Here is a 12,339-nt window from a genome sequence, read left to right as displayed (position 1 = left end):
TATGTCGCTAAATTTCCCGCTGTTGCTGGTCATCGCCGTCGCCGTCTGCGGCCTCTTGGCGTTGCTCGATCTGGTCTTTCTGGCGCCGCGTCGGCGTGCCGCCATTACCAACTATCAGGGCAGCGTCAGCCAGCCGGATGGACTGGTCATCGAGAAACTGAACAAGGAGCCGATGCTGGTCGAGTACGGCAAATCGTTCTTTCCGGTGCTGTTCATCGTGCTGGTGCTGCGTTCGTTCCTGGTGGAACCGTTTCAGATTCCTTCGGGATCGATGAAACCGACCCTGGATGTGGGCGACTTCATCCTGGTGAACAAGTTTTCTTACGGGATCCGCCTGCCGGTGATCGACAAGAAAATCATCGAGGTCGGTGATCCGCAGCGCGGCGATGTGATGGTGTTCCGCTACCCGAGCGATCCGAACGTCAACTACATCAAGCGTGTGGTTGGCCTGCCGGGCGACGAAGTGCGCTACACCAGCGACAAGCGCCTGCTGGTCAACGGCCAGTCGGTCGCCGAACAGCTGGTCGGCTCCGAGCCGGGCACCCTGGGCAGCGCGGAGCTCTACAAGGAAAAACTCGGCGCCGCCGAGCACCTGATCCGCAAGGAAATGAGCCGCTACCGGGCGACCCCGGACCGTCAGTGGACCGTGCCTGCCGGGCACTACTTCATGATGGGCGACAACCGCGACAACTCGAACGACAGCCGCTACTGGGATGACCCGAGCATTCCCAAGGACCTGCTGGGCATGGTTCCCGACAAGAATATCGTCGGCAAGGCCTTCGCAGTCTGGATGAGCTGGCCCGAACCGAAACTCAGCCACCTGCCGAATTTCTCGCGGGTTGGCCTGATCAAGTAATCAAACACGGCGCTGTTGAACACAGCGCCGAATGCTTTTCTGGATCTTGTAGAACACCGGCCCGCCAGGTTCGGCAGCCTCCCAGGCGTCACCAGAAGCAGCAGTCAACGATATTCAGGATGTGGATTTGAACACAGCGTTAATTGCCACAGGCATCTCGTGCCTCGTCTCCAAGGTGGTGAAATTCAACCACGAACTCAGCGTGGGTAAACCGTGAGCGTTTCTTTGAGCCGTCTCGAGCGTCAGCTCGGTTACACCTTCAAGGACCAGGAACTGATGGTCCTGGCCCTCACTCACCGCAGTTTTGCCGGGCGCAACAACGAACGCCTGGAGTTCCTCGGTGACGCCATCCTCAACTTCGTCGCCGGCGAAGCGCTGTTCGAGCGTTTCCCCCAGGCCCGCGAAGGCCAGCTGTCGCGTCTGCGCGCGCGCCTGGTGAAGGGAGAAACCCTGGCCGTACTGGCCCGCGGTTTCGATCTGGGCGAATACCTGCGCCTGGGTTCCGGTGAGTTGAAAAGCGGCGGCTTCCGCCGTGAGTCGATCCTCGCCGATGCCCTGGAAGCGCTGATCGGTGCGATCTACCTGGATGCTGGCATGGAAGTCGCGCGTGAGCGTGTGCTGTCCTGGCTGACGTCCGAGTTCGACAGCCTGACGCTGGTCGACACCAACAAGGACCCCAAGACCCGCCTGCAGGAGTTCCTGCAGTCGCGTGCCTGTGAATTGCCCCGCTACGAAGTGGTGGATATCCAGGGTGAGCCCCATTGCCGGACGTTCTTCGTCGAATGCGAAATCACCCTACTGAACGAAAAAAGCCGAGGTCAGGGTGTGAGCCGTCGTATTGCCGAACAGGTAGCGGCCGCCGCAGCACTGATTGCCCTGGGCGTGGAGAATGGCCATGACTGATACAACCGCAACACGCTGTGGCTATGTCGCCATCGTCGGCCGTCCGAACGTGGGCAAGTCCACGCTGCTGAACCATATCCTGGGGCAGAAGCTGGCCATCACCTCGCGCAAGCCGCAGACCACGCGGCACAACATGCTCGGCATCAAGACCGAAGGCGCCATCCAGGCGATCTATGTCGACACCCCGGGCATGCACAAGAGCAACGAGAAGGCGCTGAACCGCTACATGAACAAGACTGCCTCGGCGGCCTTGAAAGACGTCGACGTGGTGATCTTCGTCGTCGACCGCACCAAGTGGACCGACGAAGACCAGCTGGTGCTGGAGCGCGTGCAGTACGTGCAGGGCCCGGTGATCCTGGCGATCAACAAGACCGATCGCATCGAGGACAAGGCCGAGCTGATGCCGCACCTGACCTGGTTGCAGGAGCAGTTGCCGAATGCCGAGATCGTTCCGGTGTCGGCCCAGCAGGGCCACAACCTGGAAGCCCTGGAAGGCCTGATCGCCAAGCACCTGCCGGAAAACGATCACTTCTTCCCGGAAGACCAGATCACCGACCGCAGCAGCCGTTTCCTCGCCGCCGAACTGGTGCGCGAGAAGATCATGCGCCAACTGGGTGCCGAGCTGCCGTACCAGATCACCGTGGAAATCGAAGAGTTCAAGCAGCAGGGCAAGACCCTGCACATTCATGCCTTGATCCTCGTCGAACGCGACGGGCAGAAGAAAATCATCATTGGCGACAAGGGTGAGCGCATCAAGCGCATCGGCATGGAAGCGCGCAAGGACATGGAGCTGCTGTTCGACTCCAAGGTCATGCTCAACCTGTGGGTCAAGGTCAAAGGCGGTTGGTCCGACGACGAGCGCGCCCTGCGTTCGCTGGGCTACGGCGACCTGTAACTCCTGCGAGCGCTTTGCGCTCAATCGCGAGCAAGCTCGCTCCTACAAGGGAGCGGGTGTGCTGCTCGCGATAATTCCGGACCTGTCACTTTCTCAAGCCTTGAGATCCCCCGACACCTATGTCCAGTAACCCTCCCATCGGCCAGCCCGCTTACGTCCTGCACAGTCGCGCCTATCGCGAGAGCAGTGCGTTGGTGGACTTCCTCACGCCCCAAGGGCGGCTGCGCGCGGTGTTGCGTGGCGCGCGGGGCAAGGCCGGGACCCTGGCGCGGCCGTTCGTGCCGCTGGAAGTGGAGTTTCGTGGGCGCGGCGAGCTGAAAAACGTCGGGCGCATGGAAAGCGCGGGAACCTCCACCTGGCTTAATGGCGAGGCGCTGTTCAGCGGCCTCTACCTCAACGAATTGCTGATCCGCCTGCTGCCCGCCGAAGATCCGCATCCGGCGATCTTCGAGCACTATGCAGCGACCTTGCTGGCGTTGGCCGAGGGCAGGGCCCTTGAGCCCTTGCTGCGTGCCTTCGAGTGGCGCCTGCTGGACGACCTGGGCTACGGTTTTGCCCTGGACACGGATATCCACGGCGCGCCGATCGAGGCGCAGGGCATGTATCGCCTGCAGGTGGATGCCGGCCTGGAGCAGGTTCAGCTGTTGCAGCCGGGCCTGTTCAACGGCATCGAGCTGCTGGCCATGGCGCAAGCCGACTGGAGCGCCCCCGGCGCGCTGGCGGCAGCCAAGCGCCTGATGCGCCAGGCGCTGGCGGTGCACCTGGGCGGTCGGCCATTGGTCAGTCGCGAGTTGTTTCGCAAGCCCTAGCCGTCCCGTTACGCCAATAGGCTCGAATCCTGCCTGGCCGCCACGACCTGAGGGGCGCACGCTCGAAAGCCGGCAGTTATTTTCGCGAGCGGACACTATATGCTGTGCACCGAATCTCTAACTCCTCAGGAGCGCTTCCGTGACCACCAGCAATCGCATTCTTCTTGGCGTGAACATCGACCACGTAGCCACCCTGCGTCAGGCCCGGGGCACCCGTTACCCTGACCCGGTCAAGGCGGCGCTGGACGCGGAAGAGGCGGGGGCCGACGGCATTACCGTGCACCTGCGCGAGGACCGCCGGCATATCCAGGAGCGCGACGTGCTGCTGCTCAAGGACGTGTTGCAAACCCGCATGAACTTCGAGATGGGCGTCACCGAGGAAATGATGGCGTTCGCCGAGCGCATCCGTCCGGCGCACATCTGCCTGGTTCCGGAAACCCGCCAGGAACTGACCACCGAGGGCGGCCTGGATGTCGCCGGGCAGGAGGCGCGGATCAAGGCGGCGGTAGAGCGGCTGTCGAAGATCGGCGCCGAAGTGTCGCTGTTCATCGACGCCGATGAGCGGCAGATCGCGGCTTCCCGGCGCGTGGGCGCGCCAGCCATCGAGCTGCACACCGGGCGTTATGCCGATGCCGAAACGCCGAGCGAGGTGGCCGAGGAGCTGCGGCGCGTGGCCGATGGCGTGGCTTTCGGCCTGGGCCAAGGCCTGATCGTCAATGCCGGCCACGGCCTGCACTACCACAACGTTGAGGCGGTCGCGGCGATCAAGGGCATCAACGAGCTGAACATCGGCCATGCGCTGGTGGCCCATGCGTTGTTCGTCGGCTTCAAAGGGGCGGTGGCGGAGATGAAGGCGCTGATCCTGGCGGCGGCCAAGGCCTGACGAAAGCTCTGTAGCCGCTGCCCAGGCTGCGATCGACCGGAACGGTCGTGGCGATTTTACGGTTGTTCAGGTCCTGCGGACCTGTCGCAGCCTTCGGCAGCGGCTACAGCAGAGGGTTTAAAGCGGCGGGGTTTCCTGGGTCGGCTTGGTCTTGTCCACGCCCGGCACATGCAGATTACCCTCGGCCACCTGGTCGCCTTCCAGCTGCGGCTGCGTGACCCAGGTCAGGATGTCGTAGTAACGACGGATGTTGGCGACAAAGTGCACTGGCTCGCCACCCCGGGCGTAGCCATAGCGGGTCTTGCTGTACCACTGCTTCTGCGAGAGGCGCGGCAGCATCTTCTTCACGTCCAGCCACTTGTTCGGGTTCAGCCCTTCCTTTTGCGCCAGCTTGCGGGCGTCGTCCAGGTGGCCGCTGCCGACGTTGTAGGCGGCGAGGGCGAACCAGGTGCGGTCCGGCTCTTCGATCTTGTCGTCCAGTTGATCCTTCATGTACGCCAGGTACTTGGCGCCGCCCTTGATGCTTTGCTTGGCATCCAGGCGGTTGGACACGCCCATCGCCTGGGCAGTGTTCTGGGTCAGCATCATCAGGCCGCGCACGCCGGTCTTGGAGGTGACGCTCGGTTGCCACAGGGATTCCTGGTAGCCGATGGCCGCCAGCAGGCGCCAGTCGACCTTTTCTTCCTTGGCCGAGGCCTTGAAGTGCTTCTCGTACTTGGGCAGGCGCTGCTGCAGGTGTTGGGCAAAGGTGTAGGCGCCGACATAACCGAGGACGTCCACGTGCCCGTAATAACGGTCTTTCAGGCGCTGCAGGGTGCCGTTCTTCTGCACCTTGTCGAGGAAATCGTTGATTTCGTTGAGCAGGCTGTTGTCTTCGCCGGCGGCCACGGCCCAGCTCTGGTTGCGGGCATCGCCAAGGTCGAAGGCGACGCGGATATTGGCGAAATACACCTGGTTCATCGCCACTTCGTTGGAATCCACCAGGGTCAGGTCGATTTGCCCTTCGTCGACCATGCGCAGCAGGTCGACCACTTCGACCTCGTCGGACTCTTCATATTGAATGCCGGGGTATTTCAGCTTGAGTTCGGCCAGTTGCTCGGCGTGGGTGCTGCCCTTGAGCACCATGATCTTCTTGCCGACCAGGTCGCCCGCATCGGTGGGGCGGGACTGGCCGTTGCGGTAGATGATCTGCGGGGTGACTTCCAGATAGGTGTGGGAAAACCTGACTTGCTGTTTGCGTTTCTCGCTGCTGACCAGGCCGGCAGCAGCCAGCACCGGGCCGTTAGGTTTACCCAACTGATCGAAGAGGTCGTCGAGGTTGTCCGCGGTTTCGATCTTCAGCGTCACCCCCAGATCGTCGGCGAAGCGTTTCACCAGCTCGTATTCGAAGCCGGTTTCACCGTTGCGATCCTGAAAGTAGGTGGCCGGGCTGTTACGGGTGACCACCCGCAGCACGCCATCCTCCTTTACTCGCTCCAGTGTGCTGGGTTTCTCAACGCAGGCACTGAGCATCAGGAAGAGTCCGGTTGCGATGAGCCATCTGGCACAGCGCGGACGTAAAGCCATTGGGGAAAACATCTGCGCAGTATACGCAAAGGACAACAACCGCCATATCTCGACAGCGAAGGGCTTGTCTGCTAGAGGTCTCGGCCCCCGGCCAGAGCCCGCGGGAATGGGCCTTCACGGCTTGTTGGATGGGGTGAAATAACCCTTCTGAATGGTCCTGATAAGCCTTTGTCACAGGGGGCCGCGCACGGGCCGACGTCTGGCCGCGCTCGGGCGTGCCGTTTCGGGTGCCGTCGCGGGCGGTTTAGGCTAGAATGCACGGCCTCAAAGCACACCCCCTTCCCGAGGCTGTCCCGAAGATGTTGATCCTGCGCGGCGCTCCTGCCCTTTCTGCCTTTCGCCACAGCAAACTCCTTGAGCAACTGAGCCAGAAGGTTCCAGCTGTCAGTGGCCTGTATGCTGAATTCGCTCACTTCGCCGAAGTTACCGGCGTCCTGACCGGCGACGAACAGCAGGTGCTTGCGCGCCTTCTGAAGTACGGCCCAAGCGTACCGGTGCAAGAACCTACCGGTCGTCTGTTCCTGGTGCTGCCGCGTTTCGGCACCATCTCGCCATGGTCGAGCAAGGCCAGCGATATCGCCCGCAACTGTGGCCTGAGCAAGATCCAGCGCCTGGAGCGAGGCATTGCCTTCTACGTGGCCGGTGAATTCAGCGACGCGCAAGCGCAGCTTATTGCCGATGTGCTGCACGACCGCATGACCCAGATCGTGCTGGGCAACCTGGAGCAGGCTGCCGGCCTGTTCAGCCATGCCACGCCGAAGCCGCTGACCGCCATCGACATCCTCGGTGGTGGCCGCGCCGCGCTGGAGCAGGCCAACACCGAGCTGGGCCTGGCCCTGGCCGAAGACGAAATCGATTACCTGGTCAATGCCTTCCAGGGCCTCAAGCGCAACCCGCACGACATCGAACTGATGATGTTCGCCCAGGCCAACTCCGAGCACTGCCGCCACAAGATCTTCAACGCCAGTTGGGATATCGACGGCCAGAGCCAGGAAAAAAGCCTGTTCGGCATGATCAAGAACACCTATCAGATGCACAACGAAGGTGTGCTGTCGGCTTACAAGGACAACGCCTCGGTGATCGTCGGCAATGTCGCCGGCCGTTTCTTCCCGAACCCTGAAACCCGCCAGTACGGCGCGGTGCAGGAGCCGGTGCACATCCTGATGAAGGTCGAGACCCACAACCACCCGACCGCCATCGCCCCGTTCCCGGGCGCATCCACCGGTTCCGGCGGCGAGATCCGCGATGAAGGCGCGACCGGTCGTGGCGCCAAGCCAAAGGCCGGCCTGACCGGTTTCACCGTATCCAACCTGCAGATCCCGGGCTTCGAACAGCCGTGGGAAGTGCCGTACGGCAAGCCTGAGCGCATTGTGACCGCGCTGGACATCATGATCGAAGGCCCGCTGGGCGGCGCCGCGTTCAACAACGAATTCGGGCGTCCGGCCCTGACCGGCTACTTCCGTACTTTCGAACAGTCCATCACCACCCCGCACGGTGATGAAGTGCGGGGTTACCACAAGCCGATCATGTTGGCCGGCGGCATGGGCAACATCCGCGAAGAGCACGTCAAGAAAGGCGAGATCGTCGTCGGCTCCAAGCTGATCGTCCTCGGTGGCCCGGCGATGCTGATCGGTCTGGGTGGTGGTGCCGCTTCCTCCATGGCCACCGGCACCAGCTCGGCGGATCTGGACTTCGCTTCCGTTCAGCGTGAAAACCCGGAAATGGAGCGCCGTTGCCAGGAAGTCATCGACCGTTGCTGGCAACTGGGCGACAAGAACCCGATCAGCTTCATCCACGACGTCGGGGCGGGCGGTCTGTCCAACGCCTTCCCGGAACTGGTCAACGACGGCGACCGCGGTGGCCGTTTCGAACTGCGCAACATTCCAAACGACGAGCCGGGCATGGCCCCGCACGAAATCTGGAGCAACGAATCCCAGGAGCGCTACGTCCTGGCGGTCGGCCCGGCCGACTTCGAGCGCTTCCAGGCGATCTGCGAGCGTGAGCGTTGCCCGTTTGCCGTTGTGGGTGAAGCCACCGCCGAACCGCAGCTGACTGTTACCGATAGCCATTTCGGCAACAACCCGGTGGACATGCCACTGGAAGTGCTGCTGGGCAAGGCGCCGCGCATGCACCGTTCGGTGGTTCGCGAAGCCGAGCTGGGCGACGATTTCGATCCCTCGAACCTCGACATCGGCGAAAGCATCGAGCGCGTCCTGCATCACCCGGCCGTGGCCAGCAAGAGCTTCCTGATCACCATCGGCGACCGCACCATCACCGGCCTGGTGGCCCGTGACCAAATGGTCGGTCCATGGCAGGTTCCGGTGGCCGACGTTGCCGTCACCGCCACCAGTTTCGACGTCTACACCGGTGAAGCCATGGCCATGGGCGAGCGTACTCCGCTGGCTCTGCTGGATGCTCCGGCGTCGGGCCGCATGGCCATCGGCGAAACCCTGACCAACATTGCCGCTTCGCGCATCAACAAGATCTCCGACATCAAGCTGTCGGCGAACTGGATGTCCGCGGCTGGTCACCCGGGCGAAGACGCACGTCTGTACGACACCGTGAAAGCGGTTGGCATGGAGCTGTGCCCTGAGCTGGGCATCACCATTCCGGTGGGCAAGGACTCCATGTCCATGGCCACTCGCTGGAACGACAACGGTGAAGAAAAAACCGTGACCTCGCCGATGTCGCTGATCGTGACCGGTTTCGCGCCTGTGGCGGATATCCGTCAGACCCTGACCCCGCAACTGCGCATGGACAAGGGCACCACCGACCTGATCCTGATCGACCTCGGTCGCGGCCAGAACCGCATGGGCGCCTCGATCCTCGCCCAGGTGCACGGCAAGCTCGGCAAGCAGGCTCCGGACGTCGATGACGCCGAAGACCTGAAAGCCTTCTTCGCGGTGATCCAGGGCCTCAACGCCGACGGTCACCTGCTGGCTTACCACGACCGTTCCGACGGTGGTCTGCTGACCAGCGTGGTGGAAATGGCCTTCGCCGGTCACTGTGGCCTGAACCTGAACCTCGACGCCCTGGCCGAAACCTCGGCCGATATCGCCGCCATCCTGTTCAACGAAGAACTGGGCGCGGTGATCCAGGTGCGCCAGGACGCCACTCCGGACGTGCTGGCGCAGTTCAGCGCCGCCGGCCTGGGCGACTGCGTGGCGGTGATCGGCCAGCCGGTCAACAACGGCCATATCAACATCAGCTTCAACGGCGAGGAAGTTTTCGCCGGCGAGCGTCGCCTGCTGCAGCGCCAGTGGGCTGAAACCAGCTACCAGATCCAGCGCCTGCGCGACAACGCCGACTGCGCCGAGCAGGAATTCGACGTCCTGCTGGAAGAAGACAACCCGGGCCTGAGCGTCAAGCTGAGCTTCGACGTCAACCAGGACATTGCCGCGCCTTACATCAAGAAAGGCGTGCGTCCTCAGGTTGCCGTGCTGCGCGAGCAAGGCGTCAACGGCCAGGTGGAAATGGCCGCGGCGTTCGACCGTGCCGGCTTCAACGCGATCGACGTGCACATGAGCGACATCCTCGCCGGTCGTGTCGACCTGAACGAGTTCAAGGGCATGGTTGCCTGCGGCGGCTTCTCCTACGGCGACGTACTCGGCGCCGGCGAGGGCTGGGCCAAGTCGGCACTGTTCAACAGCCGTGCCCGCGACGCCTTCCAGGGCTTCTTCGAGCGCAGTGACACCTTCACCCTCGGCGTGTGCAACGGTTGCCAGATGATGTCCAACCTGCACGAGCTGATCCCGGGCAGCGAGTTCTGGCCGCACTTCGTGCGCAACCGTTCCGAGCAGTTCGAGGCCCGTGTGGCGATGGTCCAGGTCCAGGAGTCGAACTCGATCTTCCTGCAGGGCATGGCCGGTTCGCGCATGCCGATCGCCATCGCCCACGGCGAAGGCCATGCGGAATTCGAAAGCGAAGAAGCCCTGCTCGAAGCCGACCTGTCCGGTTGCGTGGCCCTGCGTTTCGTCGACAACCACGGCAAGGTCACCGAAAGCTACCCGGCCAACCCGAACGGCTCGCCGCGCGGGATCACCGGCCTGACCAGCCGCGACGGTCGCGTCACCATCATGATGCCGCACCCTGAGCGGGTATTCCGTGCCGTGCAGAACTCCTGGCGTCCGGAAGAGTGGAACGAAGATGCGGCGTGGATGCGCATGTTCCGTAACGCTCGCGTGTGGGTGAACTAAGGCCCGTGTACAAGCTCAGCTTTTTCGTCCCGCCCAGCCACGTGGAAGTGGTCAAGAACGCTGTATTCGCCGCCGGTGGCGGACGGATCGGCGCTTACGACCAGTGTGCGTGGCAGGTGCTGGGCCAGGGCCAGTTCCGCCCGTTGGACGGCAGCCAGCCGTTTCTCGGGCAGACCGGCCAGGTCGAGCAGGTGCAGGAATGGAAAGTCGAGCTGGTGGTGGCCGACGAGTTGATCCGTAGCGTGGTGATGGCCCTCAAGCAGAGCCATCCCTACGAGACGCCGGCTTACGAAGTCTGGCGTCTGGAAGACTTCTAAGGCCCCGCCCATGAAAAAGCCCGCTGAACCGGTAACGGTCAGCGGGCTTTTTTGTGCCGGTTCGCTGCCACCCCCGTAGGAGCGAAGCTTGCTCGCGATAGCGCCCGTCCAGGCGCCATCTTCTTCACTGTGGACCTGATCGCGAGCAAGCTTCGCTCCTACAGCATGCGAGCCCGTCAGACCTTGGCGCTGACCTCGCTGCGGTTGATCAGGGTATCCAGCGCCTGGCCCAGGCTCGCGGCCTTTTCCCCGATCAGCAGGTGCCAGACGCCATCATCGAGCTGGCTCGAGCCCTGGCAGCCAAGGCTCTTCAGCTGATATTCCGACAGCGCCTTGTTGTCGCCCAGTTGCACCCGCAGGCGGGTCATGGCCACGCAGTCCAGTTGCAGCACATTGTCGCTGCCGCCGAAGGCGTCCAGCCATTTCACGGCTTCCTGGGGCGCGATGCTCACCGCTGCCGGTGCTTCGAAGGCCGCAGCGGCGGGGCCTGGCTGCTCCAGTGGCTTGCCGGCGCTGGGCATGGCCAGGCGAATTTCATCGGCGATGCTGTCGGCCAGCGGGCCGACCACCACTTGCAGGCTGCCGCCCTTGCCGGGACGCACCACGGCCATGGCGCCAAGGGCCTTGAGCTCGCTGTCCGATGCCTTGTTGCGGTCGGCCAGTTCCAGGCGCAGGCGGGTGGTGCAGGCGCCGACGGTGATCAGGTTGTCCGCGCCGCCCAGGGCCCGAATATAGGCACCGGCGCGCTGATTGTTGCTCAGGGCGACTTTTTCACTGCCCGGGGTGTCTTCGCGGCCCGGGGTTTTCAGGTTGAAGCGTTTGATGCAGAAGTCGAAGACCGTGTAGTAGATCACCGCATAGAGCAGGCCCACGGGAAATATCAGCCAGCCGTTGGTGGACTTGCCCCAGCCCAGGGCCATGTCGATGGCGCCGCCGGAGAAGGTGAAGCCCAGGTGAATATTGAGGAAGTTGGTCAGGCCCATGGCGAGGCCGGTCAGCAGGGCGTGCACCAGGTAGAGAAAGGGGGCGAGGAACATGAAGGCGAATTCCACCGGCTCAGTCACCCCGGTGAGCGCTGAGGTCAGGGCCATCGACAGCAGGATCCCGCCCATCACCTTGCGCCGTTCCGGCAAGGCGTTGCGATACATCGCCAGACAGGCGGCGGGCAGGCCGAAGATCATCATCGGGAACATGCCAGTCATGAACTGGCCGCCCTTGGGATCGCCGGCGAAGTAACGCGAGATATCCCCGGTGACCAGGGCGCCGGTGGTCGGATCGGTGAAGTTGCCGAAGACGAACCAGGCCATGTTGTTGAGGATGTGGTGCAGGCCGGTGACGATCAGCAAGCGGTTGAACACACCGAAGACGAAGGCGCCGAAGCTGCCGCTGTCCAGCAGCAGGGCGCCGAAGCTGTTGATGCCGTGCTGGATCGGCGGCCAGATCAGGCCGAACACTACCCCCAGGCCGACGGCGCTGAAGCCGGTGACGATCGGCACGAAGCGCCGTCCGCCAAAGAACGCCAGGTATTCCGGCAGCTTGATGTCCTTGAAGCGGTTGTACAGGGCGCCGGCCAGCAAGCCGCTGATGATCCCGGCGAGCATGCCCATGTTGATGCTGGCGTCGAGCACCTTGAGGGTCGCCACCATCACCAGGTAACCGATGGCGCCGGCCAGGCCGGCGGTGCCGTTGTTGTCCTTGGCGAAGCCCACGGCGATGCCGATGGCGAAGATCAGCGCCAGGTTGGCGAAGATGGTCTGGCCGGCATCGTGGATGATCGCGATGTTCAGCAGGTCGGTGTCGCCCAGGCGCAGCAGCAGGCCGGCGATCGGCAGGATCGCGATCGGCAGCATCAGGGCCCGGCCCAGGCGCTGCAGGCCTTCGATGAATAATTGGTACATGGCGTGTCTCCCGGTG

The 12,339-nt window shown here is 63.2% G+C and carries 9 protein-coding genes; 7 read left to right on the top strand and 2 right to left on the bottom strand.

Annotated features, from left to right (window positions below):
- The first annotated feature begins 1 nt into the window (after position 1).
- From lepB to pdxJ, 5 genes are all read left to right on the top strand, one after another.
- Complete coding sequence (gene lepB, locus PVZ78_RS19190) at positions 2–856, top strand: signal peptidase I (protein WP_007932153.1); 855 nt, start codon at positions 2–4, stop codon at positions 854–856.
- A gap of 213 nt (positions 857–1,069) precedes the next feature.
- On the top strand, positions 1,070–1,759 hold the full coding sequence (gene rnc, locus PVZ78_RS19185; protein ID WP_009042306.1) for a ribonuclease III: 690 nt from the start codon (positions 1,070–1,072) through the stop codon (positions 1,757–1,759).
- The gene (gene era / locus PVZ78_RS19180) at positions 1,752–2,654 is read left to right on the top strand and encodes a GTPase Era (protein ID WP_007932155.1); all 903 of its coding nucleotides are present in this window, start codon (positions 1,752–1,754) and stop codon (positions 2,652–2,654) included. The genes rnc and era overlap by 8 nt, the downstream gene beginning before the upstream one ends.
- Before the next feature lie 119 nt (positions 2,655–2,773).
- Positions 2,774–3,463, top strand: coding sequence for a DNA repair protein RecO (recO, locus tag PVZ78_RS19175; RefSeq protein ID WP_273829088.1), 690 nt, complete (start codon positions 2,774–2,776; stop codon positions 3,461–3,463).
- 139 nt (positions 3,464–3,602) lie between these two features.
- Positions 3,603–4,346, top strand: coding sequence for a pyridoxine 5'-phosphate synthase (gene pdxJ, locus PVZ78_RS19170; RefSeq protein ID WP_007932164.1), 744 nt, complete (start codon positions 3,603–3,605; stop codon positions 4,344–4,346).
- Between the two features lie 117 nt (positions 4,347–4,463).
- On the opposite strand, the gene mltF is transcribed toward pdxJ, so the two are convergent.
- Entirely contained in the window at positions 4,464–5,924 is a 1,461-nt protein-coding gene (gene mltF, locus PVZ78_RS19165) for a membrane-bound lytic murein transglycosylase MltF (protein ID WP_063428508.1), read from the bottom strand.
- A 287-nt stretch (positions 5,925–6,211) separates the two neighbouring features.
- Here mltF and purL point away from each other — a divergent pair, with 287 nt between their 5' ends.
- Both purL and PVZ78_RS19155 read left to right on the top strand, forming a co-directional pair.
- On the top strand, positions 6,212–10,108 hold the full coding sequence (gene purL, locus PVZ78_RS19160) for a phosphoribosylformylglycinamidine synthase (protein ID WP_273829087.1): 3,897 nt from the start codon (positions 6,212–6,214) through the stop codon (positions 10,106–10,108).
- A gap of 5 nt (positions 10,109–10,113) precedes the next feature.
- The gene (locus tag PVZ78_RS19155) at positions 10,114–10,425 is read left to right on the top strand and encodes a Nif3-like dinuclear metal center hexameric protein (RefSeq protein WP_009047129.1); all 312 of its coding nucleotides are present in this window, start codon (positions 10,114–10,116) and stop codon (positions 10,423–10,425) included.
- A 176-nt stretch (positions 10,426–10,601) separates the two neighbouring features.
- On the opposite strand, the gene nagE is transcribed toward PVZ78_RS19155, so the two are convergent.
- On the bottom strand, positions 10,602–12,323 hold the full coding sequence (nagE, locus tag PVZ78_RS19150; RefSeq protein WP_273829086.1) for an N-acetylglucosamine-specific PTS transporter subunit IIBC: 1,722 nt from the start codon (positions 12,321–12,323) through the stop codon (positions 10,602–10,604).
- Positions 12,324–12,339 lie beyond the last annotated feature (16 nt).

This window comes from Pseudomonas sp. SBT1-2 (genome assembly GCF_028640875.1).
GTDB lineage: Bacteria > Pseudomonadota > Gammaproteobacteria > Pseudomonadales > Pseudomonadaceae > Aquipseudomonas > Aquipseudomonas chlororaphis_I.
The sequence above is the reverse complement of the archived record's forward strand: the minus strand, read 5'-3'. Positions and strand labels throughout refer to the sequence as shown.